11 protein-coding genes are annotated in these 16,927 nt (G+C 52.1%); 1 reads left to right on the top strand and 10 read right to left on the bottom strand.

The features are described 5' to 3' along the window. Nucleotides 1–87: 87 nt before the first annotated feature. Nucleotides 88–1,122: a phenylalanine--tRNA ligase subunit alpha gene (pheS, locus tag PGRAT_RS09180; RefSeq protein ID WP_025707095.1), complete on the bottom strand. Its 1,035-nt coding sequence runs from the start codon at nt 1,120–1,122 to the stop codon at nt 88–90. Nucleotides 1,123–2,234: 1,112 nt separating this feature from the next. Here pheS and PGRAT_RS31530 point away from each other — a divergent pair. Continuing rightward, nucleotides 2,235–3,839: a diguanylate cyclase domain-containing protein gene (locus PGRAT_RS31530; protein ID WP_025707096.1), complete on the top strand. Its 1,605-nt coding sequence runs from the start codon at nt 2,235–2,237 to the stop codon at nt 3,837–3,839. Between the two features lie 139 nt (nt 3,840–3,978). Here PGRAT_RS31530 and pulA read toward each other — a convergent pair whose 3' ends face one another. The 9 genes from pulA to PGRAT_RS09130 form a co-directional block, all read right to left on the bottom strand. Further along, nucleotides 3,979–6,375 (bottom strand): type I pullulanase, encoded by a 2,397-nt coding sequence (gene pulA / locus PGRAT_RS09170; RefSeq protein WP_042267946.1) that lies wholly within the window; start codon nt 6,373–6,375, stop codon nt 3,979–3,981. Between the two features lie 425 nt (nt 6,376–6,800). Continuing rightward, nucleotides 6,801–8,513 (bottom strand): phosphoenolpyruvate--protein phosphotransferase, encoded by a 1,713-nt coding sequence (gene ptsP / locus PGRAT_RS09165; RefSeq protein ID WP_025705767.1) that lies wholly within the window; start codon nt 8,511–8,513, stop codon nt 6,801–6,803. After that, nucleotides 8,506–8,781: an HPr family phosphocarrier protein gene (locus tag PGRAT_RS09160; protein ID WP_025705768.1), complete on the bottom strand. Its 276-nt coding sequence runs from the start codon at nt 8,779–8,781 to the stop codon at nt 8,506–8,508. The genes ptsP and PGRAT_RS09160 overlap by 8 nt, the downstream gene beginning before the upstream one ends. A gap of 100 nt (nt 8,782–8,881) precedes the next feature. Beyond that, on the bottom strand, nt 8,882–10,945 hold the full coding sequence (gene ptsG / locus PGRAT_RS09155) for a glucose-specific PTS transporter subunit IIBC (protein WP_025705769.1): 2,064 nt from the start codon (nt 10,943–10,945) through the stop codon (nt 8,882–8,884). Nucleotides 10,946–11,270: 325 nt separating this feature from the next. Then, nucleotides 11,271–12,140, bottom strand: coding sequence for a glucose PTS transporter transcription antiterminator GlcT (gene glcT, locus PGRAT_RS09150; RefSeq protein WP_025705770.1), 870 nt, complete (start codon nt 12,138–12,140; stop codon nt 11,271–11,273). A gap of 134 nt (nt 12,141–12,274) precedes the next feature. Continuing rightward, nucleotides 12,275–13,891 carry a hypothetical protein gene (locus tag PGRAT_RS09145; RefSeq protein WP_025705771.1) on the bottom strand — a complete coding sequence of 539 codons (1,617 nt, stop codon included), beginning with the start codon at nt 13,889–13,891 and terminating at the stop codon, nt 12,275–12,277. Next, complete coding sequence (locus tag PGRAT_RS09140; RefSeq protein WP_233182405.1) at nt 13,884–14,600, bottom strand: ABC transporter ATP-binding protein; 717 nt, start codon at nt 14,598–14,600, stop codon at nt 13,884–13,886. Before PGRAT_RS09140 ends, PGRAT_RS09145 begins: the two co-directional genes overlap by 8 nt. Before the next feature lie 85 nt (nt 14,601–14,685). Then, nucleotides 14,686–16,227: a flotillin lipid rafts scaffold protein FloT gene (locus PGRAT_RS09135; RefSeq protein ID WP_081954742.1), complete on the bottom strand. Its 1,542-nt coding sequence runs from the start codon at nt 16,225–16,227 to the stop codon at nt 14,686–14,688. Further along, entirely contained in the window at nt 16,227–16,763 is a 537-nt protein-coding gene (locus PGRAT_RS09130; RefSeq protein WP_025704395.1) for an NfeD family membrane protein, read from the bottom strand. Before PGRAT_RS09130 ends, PGRAT_RS09135 begins: the two co-directional genes overlap by 1 nt. Nucleotides 16,764–16,927 lie beyond the last annotated feature (164 nt).

The raw sequence follows: 16,927 nt of genomic DNA, 5'->3' as shown, positions 1-16,927 counted from the left end.
TTGATTACAGTCATTTAATTAGAACAGCCGTCATCCATCGGGCTTGCAGTATCCAGTCCCGCTCCCCCACGCACACCCGCCAAAAATCTAAATCCCCTTGAACTGTTTCACAAAAGCCATATCATTCGTGTAGAAATAGCGGATGTCATCAATGCCGTATTTCAGCATCGCAATCCGCTCCGCGCCCATACCGAAAGCGAAGCCGCTGTACTCGGCAGGATCATAGCCGCCTATTTCCAGCACGTTCGGGTGAACCATGCCGGCGCCGAGGATTTCCAGCCAGCCGCTCTGCTTGCAGAGACGGCAGCCATGGCCGCCGCATTTGAAGCAGCTCACGTCCACCTCAACACTAGGTTCGGTGAACGGGAAGAAGCTGGGACGCAGGCGGATGCCCGTGTTCGGTCCGAACATTTCCTGCACAAACTGCTGCAGCGTGCCCTTCAGATCGCTCATGCGGATGTTGGGGCCGATTACAAGCCCTTCGATCTGGTGGAACTGGAAGGAGTGGGTCGCATCGTCGTCATCGCGGCGGAACACCTTGCCCGGACAGATGATTTTGACCGGCGTCTCCCCCTTCATCGCCTGCATGGTGCGGATCTGCACCGGCGAGGTCTGTGTGCGCATCAGGATGTCTTCTGTCAAATAGAAGGAATCCTGCATATCGCGGGCCGGATGGTTCTTCGGCAGGTTGAGTGCTTCAAAGTTGTAGTAATCCGTTTCGACTTCAGGGCCTTCCGCCACCCGATAGCCCATGCCGATGAAAATATCCTCAATCTCCTGCACTACCCGGCTTATAGGGTGTATGCCTCCTTGCGGCAGCCTGCGGCCCGGCAGGGTAACGTCTACCTTCTCCGCGTTCAGGCGGTTTAGCGTCTCCTGCTGCTGGAAGGCCTCCTGCTTTGCACCAATAATCTCCTCAATGGCGCCCCGCACCAGATTGGCCACCTGGCCGATCACCGGGCGCTCCTCTGCGCTGAGTCCGCCCATACCGCGCAGGACCTCTGTAAGTTCACCTTTTTTGCCCAGATACTTCACGCGTAAATCATTCAGAACCTGCGGATCGGTAACTTCCTGCAGTTTCGCCAATGCTTCGACCTTCAATGCTTCAAGCTTCTCTTTCATGGCCGTGTACTGCCCCCTTATCATGGTGTTATCAAGTGTAAACGGCTACACCGCCCTTTTAGGGACGGTATCCGTTTCAGCGAGAAATATAAGGATAACTTATAGCGCGAAGCCTATAAATTCTTATATTTCCAACAAAAAAAGGCCTTTCCTCCCGGTAAGGGACGAAAAGACCGTGGTACCACCCTTGTTAGACCGTCCTGAGCCGCACCCCTCAAGAGAAATCGATTCCCCTAATGGCATGACAGAGACCTGTCTCACTTTAGCAGAAATAACGGTCTGCGGCCGGTTTCCCCTACGCTTTCCTTCCATTAGGAGTGGAAAAAAATTCAGGGAACTGCTCCGGAGTGAACTTCGGCAGCTCTGCTCTCCTAGAAACGCTCTCAATCTGCGGCGTCTCCTCCCTGTAAGCCAGGCACTGCGTACTCTTCTCCATCACTGCATTTCATTTGGATGCTGCTAAATCAATGGCATCTTCTGTTTAAGAAGATATGTCCATTTATTATATGCAAAATCAGCCACTTTGGCAAGTGGGCCAACTTTAGTCTAACCTTTATCTTTTTTTAGTGGCGGCTTGGGACTCAGTATCTGCCGGGCAGCCGGCAACTATACCTTTTGAATTCCTGCAGCCAATTGAACCGCAAGCTGCTTTTTCCTGGGGCTTGCGGTTTATTTCTATCCAGACTGCTGCCATATGCCTAGGCAACCCGGGACCGATATCTGCGGATTATTCCGGGGAGGGTATCGTTTGCAGCAAAGTTGGGTAATAGGACTCAAGGGTTGGAAAATACTCATAAGGTAGCAGGTTATACATAAGACCTATTCTTGATCCGAGACAGCGGAAGTCTCTAAGATTATTACGTAGTATCCATTATTTTCCAGACAATTGCCCTGCATGAGTGCTTCCTATATACTGATGAGAAGAAACTTCGATCATACCGGGAGATCCCATTTCTGCCACCTCCTCCTTTTCCAGCTCTGTATGACTCGCTTGGATCGTTATCTCTTCAATGCCCTGCACACAGCAATTGGTCCCCAATATGGATATACTTCGCGTGTTCATGTACACAGCAATAGAGAACACTTAATTGTTATTGCAGGGGGTGGATGAAGTGGCAGGTTTTCCCGAGATCAAAAACACACGCAGATTAATCCTTTTATTCACCGCTATCTCCGTTCTGCTGGTCGGCATCAGTATTGCTTCCCTTTTATATCTGAATCATACGATGAACAAATTGTCCGACTCCTTATATAGCGATGTCTATCAGAATTCCCAGCTTATCCTGAACGCCGACCGTGACCTGTATCAGGCATCCCTGGCCTTCCATACGGCGATGAACGGAAATCTGGCCAGCGGGGAGTACAGTCAATTGTCCCAGGATTTCCAAGAGAACAATGCCCAGGCGGAACAGCGTCTCCGTATGGCCCGCGATAACATTAACTCCGTGAAGAACCCGTTCAGCGGAATGAAGCAGAGCGAACTGCTGCTAACCGAGCTGAGGGAGGTACTGGACGGAATGGATGCCCCCTTTCAAATCTGGAAGGATACAGGCACGAATCTTATGACTCAGCTGGCCCGGAGCGGCTGGAAGCCCGAATCCTACTCTGCCCCGGATGCCAATATCCTTCTGCAAAATGTGCGGGATCCTCTCGATAAGTCCGAGCAGTTAATTGACGGTTACGCCCGTCAGGTTACACAGGATTTCCGGGACCAAAAAAGCTCACTGTTTGCGCTGTATTCACTCTTCCTATTCTTACTGGTACTTATCATTATCTATCTTTGCCGCAAGCTGATTGACCTCCAGAACGAAATGCTTGAGGAGAAGTCGCTGTATCAGTTAATCGGAGAGACGATGTCCGACTTTATTATTTTGACCGACTCAGACGGACAGATTATGTATGCTTCCCCCTCCCATTCCAGCTTGCTAGGCTATCTTCCCGGCAGGGGGACTCCGCTCTCCAATTATATCCGTGAAGCGGAATTCACCTGGGCGAAGCTCAAAAGTGTAGTCCAGTCCACGCCCCGGATTTCAGAGCTGCGCATGCGTGCAGCGGATGGCCACTGGGTATGGCTGGAAACCAAGGTTACCCCCATTAAGGGGGGTGGTGCTGTTCCTGCGCAGTTCATGCTGGTATCCCGCGAGATCACCGAGCGGAAGCAATACGAAGAACGCCTGCATAAGCTGGCCTTCTATGATCATCTCACCGCCATCCCCAACAGAGCCCATTTCAAAATGTACATGGAGAATCTGATCAGCCAGCCGGAGGAACGTAAGCAGGAAATTGCGCTTGCCCTGCTCGATTGCGACCGGTTCAAGCAGCTCAATGACACCCTCGGCCATCTTGCCGGGGATGAATTCCTGCAGCTGCTCTCACGGGAGCTGCAGCAGACCGTGAAGGGTTCCGGCCAGGCCTTCCGGATCGGAGGGGATGAATTCGCCGTCGTGCTTCACCGCTTTACCAGTCCCGAGATGCTGGATGAAATCCTGGACCGGCTGCTGCAGCTTTTCAATAAGTCCTGGTCGATCAACAAAGGCTCCAGCTTCCATACATCAGCCAGCATCGGGGTCGCGCTGTATCCGCAGCACGGCAGCAGCATCAATGAGCTTCTTCGCGCCGCCGATCTGGCGATGTACCGCTCCAAGAAACACGGCGGCAACGAAGCCAATCTCTACAGTGAGCTTGTGGATGAAGAATATAAGGACCAGCCTAAATAAAATTCCCTTCATAGTGGGCCTTAACTTAAGTCGGCTCAGTACTTTGCGTGAGGGAGCCCTAAATTATTAGAAAAAGGAGCTGTTCTGCCGGCAACCCTCTAAGAGGGAAGCCGAACAGAGCAGCTCCTTAATTAGTTTGCTAACTGGTCATCTGCAGCGGATCATTCTTATCGCCGCTGTTCTCCTGTTCACGGTCACGGATCGTCACTTTAACCCGTTCCCTGCTGCCGGAACAGTCGATGAAACGGTCTCCGGCGCCGTCTTTTTCTTCCCAGTCATTCAGTCTGAGAATGTAGCCTACCGAAGAAGTCTCCGGGAGCACTTCGATCCGCGCCACCGCATAACCGTCTTCCATCTGCCGGAAATCATGCTGTCCATCCTGAATGCCTGTACCCCATACCCATAGATTCCAGCCCCGGTAATCGCCATCCGGTCGTTCATAACGGATTTCGATCATCTTGGACCTTGGCTCGGGCTGGCCGTATTTATCGTAGAGTACCATCATGGACAAGCCTTCAAGCTGTACCTCCGGGTCCTGGACACTGCGGAAGGCATCGGCCCCGGCAGCAGTATGGTCAACAACAATATTCCAGCAGCTGTCCGTTTCAGGAAGCCTTTGGCTGACGGGTCCGGGATTGGCATTAAAAATCACCACGATATTATTCCAGGCGTCACCGCCTGCGTTATTCTTCAGTACATAAGCTACTACTCCACCGTCACAGCGAAGGAACTCCAGAGACCGCTCAATCTCCTGGCGTCCATGCAGCCGGAAGGCCGGATGCTCCCTGCGCAGCGTAATCAACCCTTTGTAGTATTCAAAAACGGGGAGAAACTTCCTTTTGTTCTCCCAGCGGATGGCGTTAACCGCGTCGGGACTGCGGTAGCTGTTGTGGTCACCGTATTTGCTGCGCAGAAGCTCATCACCGGCCTGCAGAAAAGGAATCCCCTGTGAGGTCAGGATCATCCCGTTCGCCAGCAGTGTCCGGCGCACCGTTTCATTGCCGAGAATGTCATCCGGATCAATCCCAATGTATGGATCGGCTGCGGCAACCGCCGCTTCCACAGAACCCCCGTACTTCAGCCGCCCGTTTTCCAGCTCCGGCAGCCTTGCTGCTTGGCGCAAACCTTGCACCGCAAGCACTTTATCCCACAAATTCAAATTGTCGTGGGCGGTGACATAATTCACCGCCTCCACCGGGGAGTCGGTGAATTCATGAATGGCTCCCTTGATTCCGGATGCAACTGCACCTTCCTTGCCATACTCTCCGGTTGCAAAGCCTTTGCCCCAGCCGTCGCTGTCGCCTTTGATCGCAGAACGGAAATGGTCATTGAAGACGGCATATCCCTTGCCCTTCTGCACACCCTTAAGCGTTTTGGTGGCTAGCGGAGAGTCGCCTCCGGTCCACGGTTCACCATAGAGCAGAAGATCAGGTTTAACCGCAAGCCGCAGCTCTTCCGTAATTTCACGCATGGTTACACTGTCCATCAGACCCATAAGATCAAAACGGAAACCGTCGATGTGATATTCGGAAGCCCAGTAGGCCAAAGAATCCTTGATATATTTGCGGACCATTGGACGTTCCGTGGCCAGCTCATTGCCCACGCCGGAGCCGTCGGAGAGCCGGCCAGCATAATCATGCCGGTAGAAATAATCCGGCACCAACGGCTGAAAAGGCCCTTTTTCCACAGAATAGGTATGATTGTATACGACATCCATAATCACGGCTATCCCCTTGCTGTGCAGGGCCTGCACCATTTCCTTCATTTCGCGGATACGGGTGCCCGGATCAGCCGGATTGGTGCTGTAAGACCCCTCCGGCACGTTATAGTGCTGCGGATCATATCCCCAGTTATATTCGCTGAAATGAGGCTCAGCAGACGGTTCAACAATCGTTCCAAGTTCGTTTACGGTCTGAAAATCAGCTACCGGCATCAGATGCACATGCGTGATGCCCAGGTCAGCCAAATGATCTACACCAATGGCATGCCCTGCGGAATCCTTCAGCCCGAATTCAGTAAAAGCCTTGAATTTGCCCTTATGCCGCATGCCTGAATCGGCAGCAGACGAGAAGTCCCGCACATGCAGCTCATAAATCACAGCATCGGCAGGATGAGGCAAAGCCGGGGACACATCCCGGTCCCAGCCTTCGGGGTCGGTATCCTGCAGGTCCACAATGGCCGAACGCACACCGTTTGCCGACACCGCCTTGGCATAAGGATCGGCAGCTTCATTAAGCGTGCCGTCTTCAAATACGGCACGATACATGTAATACATGCCCTTCAGATCCTCCGGGAGACGGGCTGTCCAGATTCCTCCCTCCTGGCGCTGCATATTCACGATCCGGCCGCTGTCCCTATCACCGGAAACCGCGCTTTCTCTATTGTTCCCGCCGGTCTGATACAGCACCAGCGACACTGTAAATGCTGTGGGTACCCATACCTTGAACAGGCTGTACTCGGCAGTATAGGTCAAACCCAGATCTTTGCCCGTATAGATTTCTATTTCTTTTTCTGTATTTATATAATTACTGTTCATCTTAATCACCATCCCATGTTCTCCGCATAGCTGCCGGAAAACAAATTTTCCGCTATTATTATCCAACTCTTTCCGCATGGATGAGCAATAATACTTGCACGGCTTTGCAAGCAGGGCCTTGAGGATCTTGTTCCATTCCAACCATTACGTACTTGGCTCAACTTATTATATGTAACACTATGTTCACAAGTTTGGGTCCAAGAACCTATTCTGCTGTCTACAATCCTATATCGGCTGCTATGGCCTCCCGCTTAAGCTTATCCAGCGAAAACAGCTAGTCTACCGGAAGTATAACCTTCTATGGTTTGGATAGCTACTGTAAATTGATGTTAGACTGCAAAAAAAACCGGCCTCCCAAAGGAGGCCGGCATAGAGTAGTTGGAAAAGTGACTTGCGGTCAAACGGAGTAATTCCTGAAGCCGTAATTATTTGACACTGCTCTGCACCAGGGCAGCAACTTCCTCGGCGGTGCCGAGCTGCAGCGCCTTAGCAGCCATTTCCTTCATCTCTGCAGCAGACAGCTTGGAGATCTGGCTGCGTGCCGGCAGGATGGAAGTGGCGCTCATGCTGAATTCATCAAGGCCAAGGCCAAGCAGCAGCGGAATAGCTGTGCTGTCGCCAGCCATTTCACCGCACATTCCCGTCCATTTGCCTTGCGAATGGGCGGCGTCAATCACAATTTTGACCAGGCGCAGAATGGCCGGGTTGTATGGCTGATACAGGTACGATACCCGTTCATTCATACGGTCAGCAGCCATTGTATATTGGATAAGGTCATTGGTTCCGATACTGAAGAAATCTACTTCTTTGGCGAACTGGTCAGCCAGGACAGCTGTGGAAGGAATCTCCACCATGATACCCAACTGAATGTTGTCCGATACTTCCTTGCCTTCTTCACGCAGCTTGGCCTTCTCTTCCAGCAGCAAATCACGGGCTGCACGGAATTCGCCAAGCGTGGCGATCATCGGGAACATAATCCGCAGATCACCGTGGGCGCTTGCTCTGAGCAAGGCACGAAGCTGGGTGCGGAAAATATCCTGACGGTCCAGACAGAGGCGGATTGCCCGGAAACCGAGGAACGGGTTCATTTCCTTCGGCAGATCCAGGTAAGGCAGCTCCTTGTCGCCGCCGATATCCAGCGTGCGCACCACAACCGGCTTGCCCTTCATGTTCTCCAGTACGGTGCGGTAAGCGTTGTACTGGATTTCCTCCGAAGGCAGCTTGTCGCGGCCCATGTACAGGAACTCGGTGCGGTACAGGCCCACTCCTTCGCCGCCGTTATCGATCACACCGTTCACATCGTTAGGTGTGCCGATGTTGGCCGCCAGCTCCACATGCTTGCCGTCTGCCGATACCGTCGGCTCGTCGCGGAGCTTTTTCCACTCAGCGATTTGCAGATCATAAGCGGCTTGCTTGGCTTTGTACTCGGCCACTTCGGCATCGCTCGGATTGATCAGCACATCACCGTTCAGGCCGTCGACAATTACCAAATCTCCTGCCTTGACTTCAGACAGTACATTCTTGGTGCCGACAACCGCCGGGATTTCCAGGGACCGGGCCATGATGGCCGAGTGTGAAGTGCGTCCGCCGATATTCGTAGTGAAGCCCTTGACGAAGTTGCGGTTCAGCTGTGCTGTATCGGAAGGCGTCAAATCCTGTGCGATCACGATGACTTCCTCGCTGATCTCGGCAGGACTGACATAATGAATACCGAGCAGGTGGTTCAGCACGCGTTTGGTCACATCACGCATATCAGCTGCACGTTCCTGCAGGTAAGCACTTTTCATATTTTCGAACATTTCAATAAATTGTGTGGCCACTTCATTTAAGGCGTAGTCCGCATTAACCATTTCCTCGCGGATTTTGTCCATTACCGGGCTGATCAGCTCGGGATCATCCAGAATCAGCAGATGGGATTCAAAAATCTCCGCTTTCTTCTCCCCCAGCTCAGCGAGTGTGCGCTCCTTGATGCTCTGCAGCTCGGCTTTGGATTTCTCCAGCGCGTCTGTCAGTTTAGCAACCTCTGCTTCCACGTCGGCGGCAGCCGTTTTTGTAATGGTATAGTCCGGATGTTCCAGGATAAAGGCACGGGCTACGGCAATGCCTGCTGAAGCCGCGATTCCTGAAATTTTACTCATGCAGTTCTCCCAGCCCTTCTTTAACCATAACTTCCTGAAGAGCGCTTAGCGCTTCAGCTTCTTCACTGCCTTCTGTAATCAGAGTCAACGTGTCGCCGGCTTCAAGACCCAAAGACAATACGCCGAGAATGGATTTAAGTGTGACTTTTTTACCTTTAGCTTCTGCAAAAGCTTCTGTGCCTTTAAATTTAGTTGCTGTATTTACCAGCGCTGTTGCCGGGCGTGCGTGGATTCCGTCTTCGTCAATAATTCTGAATGTTTTTTGCATGATAATATCCAACTCGCTTTCTGTTCATATAGGTTTTGTATTATATGGTGAAGGCCGCGCTCCCTTTGATTATAAAGGAAGCGCTGCGCCATTGCACATTTTACTGGATGCTGATGATATCTTTGTCGCCGGTAACCACTTTACCCGGCTTCTTCAAAGTCACCGTGGAACCTTCGGGCAGATTGGAGAAAATCACTGGTGAGATTACGGAAGGCGCATTTGCCTTGACGTACTCCAGATCAACCTCCATAATCGGCTGTCCTGCGGCAACCAGATCGCCTTCTTCAACCAGGACCGTAAAGCCCTTCCCTTTGAGCTTAACCGTGTTGACGCCGATATGAACCAGCACTTCCTTGCCGCCATCCGACATAATGCCGACCGCATGCTTGCTCGGGAAGACGTTGAACACTTTGCCGTATACCGGCGAGGCAATCTTGCCGTCATCCGACAGGAATGCAAACCCGTCACCGGTCATCTTCTGTGAGAAGACTGCATCCGGAACCTGAGTGATATCGAGCAGTTCCCCGTTGACCGGAGACACGATATCTTCAGGGATAATGGCCGCGCCTTCTTCACCTGCCTGCTTCTCAAGGTCAGGCTGCGGAGCGGCTGCGGCAGGTGCAGCGGCAGGCGTTCTGCCGTCCATGACATCCTGGATCTGCGATTTGATCGTATCGGACCGGGTTCCGAAGATCGCCTGCACGTTGTTGCCGACTTCAAGCACACCGGATGCGCCCAGCTTCTTCAGGCGGTTCTTGTCAACACCGGCTTTATCTTTAACCTCTACACGAAGGCGTGTAATACAAGCATCGAGGTGGGTAATGTTTTCTTTGCCGCCGAGTGCGGACAAGATGTTGCGCGGCAGATCGTCGCCGCTCCTGGATACATTCTCTGTGTTAGTCTCTTCAACATCATCGGCCGGATCTTCACGCCCCGGTGTTCTAAGGTTGAACTTCCGGATTACGAAGCGGAATCCGAAGTAGTAGATGACCGCAAGCACAAGCCCTACCGGGATAACCAGCCACCATGCTGTACGGTTTGGGATAACCCCGAAGAGCATATAGTCGATGAACCCGCCGGAGAAGGTCATCCCGATTTTGACATTCAGAATGTGCATGGTCATGAACGACAGGCCTGCGAATACGGCATGTACTGCGAACAGCAGCGGGGCCACGAACAGGAACGAGAATTCCAGCGGCTCGGTAATCCCGGTCAGGAAAGAAGTCAGGGCCGCAGAGATCATCAAGCTGCCGACCACCCGTTTGTTCTCGGGTCTGGCTTCATGATAGATCGCCAGCGCCGCAGCCGGCAGACCGAACATCATGAATGGATATTTACCGGTTGTAAAGGTACCCGCTGTAAAATCAACACCATCACGGAGCTGCTGCATGAAGATCCGCTGGTCCCCGCGAATCAGCTCGCCCGCTTTATCCACATAGCTTCCAAATTCATACCAGAATGGCGAATAGAAGATGTGATGCAGGCCAAAGGGAATCAGTGAACGCTCGATGACCCCAAAGATGAACGCCGACAGCGTCAGGTTCGTGTTGATCATACTCTGCGATACATAGTTCAGGCCGTGCTGAATCGGCGGCCAGACCAGTGTAAGCAGGAGACCTAGCAACAGTGAGGTTACTGCGGTCATAATCGGCACGAAACGTTTACCCGCAAAGAAACCGAGATAGGACGGCAGCTCTATGCGGAAAAACCGTTTATACATTGCAGAGGCTAGAATACCTACCAGAATACCGCCGAAGACACCAGTCTGCAATGTAGGAATGCCGAGCACACTGGAGTAGGCAAAATCCTTCCAGGTTAGCACGTAAGCATTCACGCCGACGACCGTTCCCATCGTTACGTTCATAACGAGGAAACCGATGATGGCGGCCAGACCGGCCACGCCTTCGCCTCCGGCCAGACCGATGGCCACACCAACCGCGAACAGCAGCGACAGATTGTCAAAAACAATTTGCCCGGAATTCATCAATACGGTGGCAATGGCTTGAACTACATCATTTTCCAGTGCCGGAACGTATTGAAGGAAGTCGGGGTTAACCAGCATGTTGCCAATCCCAAGAAGCAGACCCGCGGCAGGCAGAATGGCAACAGGCAGCATAAGCGCCTTACCAACCCTCTGCAGCACGCCAAACAACTTTTTGAACATGGAGTTCACTTCCTTTTTAGTTTATTTCGTTCAAACAGAAGCCAAAAAAGGCATGAGCAACACAGCATACAGGTTGTTCCTCTAACACAAGGTTAGATTACCCCGACTTGGGGCTGAACAACCAAAATACTGTAAATCACTCATGCCTGATCGAATCAGTTACACGCTTTGAATTCTGTTTTGTTTTACCAGGGAACATTGTAGCACCGTTTATTTGAACATGCAAGCTAAAAAAAACCGGAACGTGAAGCTTGGCTCCAAATATAAGAATGCATACGAAACCGCTTTTTTAGCGGAGAGCACATCCGGCTCTTCTTTGTAGCGGCTAATCCGGCTGCTGCATACCCGCCTCATCCTCTTTTTTCTGGGCAAGCCGCTGCAGATGAATCGTCAGGTAGCTTACCTCTGCCGCATATACAGGAATACGCACCCGCTTCTCGATAACTTTGGTCAGCTTCCAGGCCAGCATATACATCTCCGGATATTCCCGTTTCATCAACCCGTCAAGCGAGGAGGTTTCCCGGACCGTTTCGCCCCGGCGCAGCCGCTCCAGCACGAAGCGCAGGTGAGTCACCAGCCGGGAGTAATCCAGGGAATCGCGCGGAATATGATATTCCAGATGATCCTCCACCAGATTCACCAAGTCCCCAATCAGCAGCGAATGCTCCTTGACCTCGGAAATATGCCGGTTGCTGAGTGCGCTGACAATATGCAGGGCGACAAAACCAATTTCGTCCGGAGGCAGTCTTACCCCCATCGCCTCGTTAATCCTCCCTACCGCATACTCCGCCAGGCTGTACTCTTCTGGATAGATTTCTTTGGTTTCGTACAGAAACGGATTATGTATGGCAATATTCTGCTCGTTGCGGCGGATGGCGAATGAGATGTGGTCGGTTAACGCAATATGAATATGCTCATTCAGCGGCTGGCGGCTGCTCTGCAGAATATGCAGCACAATCTCCTGCACAACCTCAATCAGCTTCTCGTCCACCTGGGGAACGAGCTGCTTATATTGTTCCTGCTCTTCCTGGTTGCGGAGAATAAACATCTTCTCCACGGAGGACAGATTGATCAGATCGCGTACTTTACGGTTGAACCCGATGCCCTTGCCAATGACAACTACCTCGGCATATTGGGGATGCTGGGCTATAATCACGTTATTGTTCAGTACCTTAGCTACTGTTATGCTGCTCACTTCCGACACCTCTTTTACTTCTGAATACCCTTTCTTTTTAAAGCAACCCGTTAACATAGCAGCATCTGTGGATTATTCTTGAGCTACCATCATAACATCAAGAATTCCATTTTAGAAGGGGCTGGAAGGAGACATCATTTTACGCGGAAGGTTCTGTCCGAATATCTGTATACCAAAAACAAGGCAATCAGCATGTAGGCCGCCGCCGCAAGCACCACCACTATAGCAAACCGGGCCGGTGTGCTCTGAAACTGCATGCAGACAACACCCGCAGCCAGAACAATACTGTTCACGATGCTGAAAAAGGGATTCTTCACATTCAGCTCCGTGCTGTAAGGCTGGAAGATATAATACATAAACAAATGATGCACTGAGAAAAACAGCGATAACCCCAGAACCGCGCCACTGACGGACAATGCTTCTCCGACCCCCCAACGCTCCCCGGACAGGAAAAGAAGCAGATTCACTGCAACACAAATGGCTGCGGCCGGAATCAGATTAAGCCCGCTGATGCGGAGCAGGCGGGTGCGGAAATTGCTTAGAATCGCCGAGCGTTCACGGTAAAAGCCATACCGCAGCAGACTCAGGTCACAGTTGAAGAACATCGCTTTGCAGACCCGTTCCCCGATAGAGGTGAAATTCATGGCAATGACCAGGACAGGCAGACTGCTGATTAAATACCGGGCCAGCTTCGAGAAGGTGTCCGGTGCGGCAAACAGCGCAAGCACCCCGGCAGCAGAAAGTGCGCTAATGATCACCAGCCGCCGCTGAATGGGCTGAACCAGGAAACGCTTATGCCGGGAGAAAAAAATCGCGTTCAAGTAGGCAAAGCCGCTTTTCCCCGCAAATTGGCCTGGCCGCAGCTCCTCCGCCGCAAAGTCCTTCTCCTTAGTCTCGACCTGCTTCATGTTTGCCTCTTTCATCATTCTTCCCATGTCCAGCAGCGGATCATCTATTTTGGTGACCGCATCCACTGCGTTCCGGTAGCCGGCATACCTTGCAATATATACAGCGGAAACAGCCCCCAGAACCACAAGCGCGAGACTCAAGGGAAGGCTAAACAGTACGCTATCCATATCAGGCACAGGGCTTCCCATGTACAATGGGGCAAAGGCCAGCAGATAGCCTGCACCTATGACAGTCCAGACGAAGCCAGTTTTTTTCACCAGAACAATTTCCTGCCGGTCAAAAATCCACAAATGCAGCGCTTCACCAGCTATACGCCATAAGGACAGCAGCAGGGACAACAGCAGACCTTGCCAGAGTGGTGCACCATAGATCTGGGCAAATACCAGCATTGCGGGAACAAAGTATATAAAAAAGGTCAGCGCCCTGAGGGACAGGACAGCATGCATGTATTTATCGGCAGGCAGTCTCATCAGTTTGACGCAGATATATTTATCCCGCTTCGGTTCCAAAATAACAGCATTCGACACAGTCCCCACCCCAAAGCTTAGCAGAACCAGCACATACAGATACAGATCGTACTGATCAGCAAGCGGCAGCTCCTTGACGGCCAGCTGGACAGGCAGGTATACCACAAGCCCCAGATAGGCAAATTTGGTCAAAAACCCCCAGATAATTTTTAGGATAAGAGCTCCTATGGTAAATGTTTTTTTGAGGGATACCTTGGAGTACACGCTGTCATTCATCCGTTTACCGATGAGAGGCAGCCGTCCAAAATAGTACAGCAGACGATTGGCCCCAGAGGCTCCGCGGATCTTCATTATGGTATTTAGCGTGCTAATCATGGCTGCCATCCTTCAGCAGTGCGATAATCTGTTCCTCGAATTCCGGACTGTGCAGGGTATCAGCGGGAATCTCCTGAAGCACACCGTTGTTCAATATGACCAGTTCATCGCACAGATCGGCGGCCAGCTGCAGAATATGGGTCGAAAAAATAATAATATGATCCTGTTTCATCTCACGCAGCAGCTTCTTGATCTCCAGCGCAACGACGACATCAAACGAGGTCAGCGGCTCATCCAGGAGGATCAGCGGCGGACGTGTGATGATAAAGCACAGCATTTGGATTTTGTTCTTCATCCCGTGGGAATAGCCCTTGATCAGCCGGTGCCGGTCCTCTTGCTCAAACCGGATAATGTCAAAATAGTCGTCAATGGTTCTGCCAGACTGTATTTTATCCTGATTGATGTCCATATAAAACTTCACAAATTCATAGCCTGTCAGGAATTCGGGAAGGATCGGCAGGGAGAATACATACCCGATCTCCTCCTCCCGCAGCGGCAGGCTTACTTCATTCCTCCGTAAAAAAGCTCCCCCGCTGTCCATACGGGTTTCTCCGCTCAGGCAGTTGAAGAGCGAAGTCTTCCCAGCTCCGTTGCGCCCCAGCAAGCCGTAGATTTTGCCTTGCTCAAAGGTAAAGTCGATGCCTTTTAGCACTGTTTTGTTATCAAAGCTTTTGCGGATATTATCCAGGATCAGTTGCAACCGGGCCACCTCCACTTCTCATATCTTCGGATGTTTAAAAAGAAAGGGACGACAGGCGGAAGCCGGTCATCCCCTGGATCTTGGTGCTTTTTTACTATTCTTCGCGTTTCTCAGCCAGTGCTGCAGGAGCAGAAGCTGCAGGCTGGGTTACAGCCGTAACGGGAGATGCCGGCGCGTGCGTTTTCCCTTTGGTCAGCCCCTTGATCAACGCCTCCACATCAATCCCGGAGACACTCTTCAGCATTTCAGGAGCCGTGGACATCAGCTGGGTCACATAGTTGCTGACCCGCGCTGCACCCTCTCCGTTGCCGGTATCCACCACCGTAAGCTTATCAATCGAAGCGAGCGGCTCAGCGATGCGTCCGGCCAGCTCAGGCAGCATTTTGACGATAATATCGAGTACAGCAGCCTCGCCGAATTTCTGGAACGCTTCCGCCAGCTTCTCTTTGGCCTCTGCTTCCGCAAGACCGCGCAGCCGGATTACCTCGGATTCCGCCTTACCTTTGGCCAGCTCGGCATCCGCTACCGCCTGGCCTTCCAGACGTTTCTGCTCTGAAGTTGCCCGGGCCTGAGTTTCGATACTGTACTGCAGGGCATCCGCTTCGCGCATTCTCTTCGCCTTGTCGGCTTCCGCTGCTTGTTCCACCGCATAGCGGTCGGCTTCGGCTTTTTTCTTCACTTCAGCATCATACTGTTTCTCGCGGACCTGGATTTCCTTAGCCTGGAGGTCAATTTCACGTTCCTTGCGGACCAATTCGACCTTCATCTGCTCTTCAACTACTGTCTGTTTGGCACGCGCCTCCTGAATGTGATATGCCTGGTCGGCTTCCGCCTTCGCAGTATCCTGATCTCGCTTAAACGCAGCAACCTTGAGCTGGTTATCCTTGGAGGCTTCGGCAATGTTCGTGTCGCGCAGCAGTTCGGCCTTCTGCCCCTGCTCTTCGGCATTGGCCTTTTGAATCCGCGCATCCCGCAGCGCTTCCGCTTCGGCAATCTCAGCATCCCGCTTAACCGCTGCAATCCGCGGCTTCCCTAGCGCTTCCAGATATCCATGCTTGTCGCGCACATCCTTTATCGTGAAGGAGACGATCTGCAGCCCCATTTTCTTAAGATCACGTGCGGCTACCCCCTGAACCTCCTGGGCAAAACGGTCACGGTTGCGGTAGACCTCCTCCACGGTCATCGAGCCGAGAATTGCCCGCAGATGACCCTCCAGTACCTCCTGGGCTTCGCTCTTCAGCGCTTCAATCGGCTTGCCCATGAACTGCTCGGCTGCAGTAGCCACATCCTCGGTGGAGCTGCCCACCTTGATAATTGCCACCCCGTCTGCAATCACAGGCACCCCTTGCTCTGTGTACACCTCCGGTGTTGTCACATCGAGCTTGTGGGAGAGCAGCGACATAAATTCCGCCTTCTGGAAGACCGGCAGGATGAATGCCCCGCCACCGCGGACAATCTTGATTTTGCGGCCGGAGCCGTCATCGGATATATGATTGCTGCCAAGGAATGAACCGGTAACGATCATCCCTTCATCAGGGCCTACCGTCTTGTACCGCGCCCAGAAGGCAATCCCAAGCACAAGGAGCACAGCAACTACCACAGCTGGAATAAACAAAAAATCAGGCAAACCAAACATTACGCATCCACTCCTCTTCGCTGTTCGAATTCAGACACAAGCGCAACACCATCTTCAACCTCAACCACTACAACCTTAATTCCGGCAGGAAGAGGATGATGATCAAAGCTAGCCGCCGTATGCAGACTGTTGCCTGCACCGAACTTCACCATAATCTCGCCGTAGCCTTGTGCCGGAACAGGGACTGTAATCTCCCCGATTTTGCCGGGCAGTTCATTCATGGAAAACCCGCTGGACATTTCGCTCTTGTTCACAGGTTTCACTACGCCCAGATACATGACAACGCCCATAAACGCTGCCGTCAAGAGAGACAATGCCAGAATCGGCCCATTGTCCAGACTGCTGTAGCGGGTCAGCAGAATGCCTGCTCCCCCGAATACGGTGATGCCTCCGGCCAGAACTGCAGGGCTGATAAAATGAAAGGAAACCACATCAAAAATTCCGTCCAAAGCACTGCCGATCAGATCTCCCAAAAGCACGCTGACTACGGCAAAAATGACGCCAAGCGCCAAACAGCCCAAATACAGCGTTTCCATGTCGTTCTCCTCCCGTCTTTACTTCCGGACTGTCATAATAGCTTAAACGTATAAACCATGTCCTTGGTTTCACAATCCTGGGTATTTATCTCAAAAATGTGTGGGACAAAGGGCAATGCTGCAGGAGAAGTTAATCTGGAACGAAAGCTAAGTGGGAAAAAGTA

Source organism: Paenibacillus graminis (genome assembly GCF_000758705.1).
Taxonomy (GTDB): domain Bacteria; phylum Bacillota; class Bacilli; order Paenibacillales; family Paenibacillaceae; genus Paenibacillus_AQ; species Paenibacillus_AQ graminis.
This window is presented reverse-complemented; position numbering and strand designations above follow the sequence as displayed.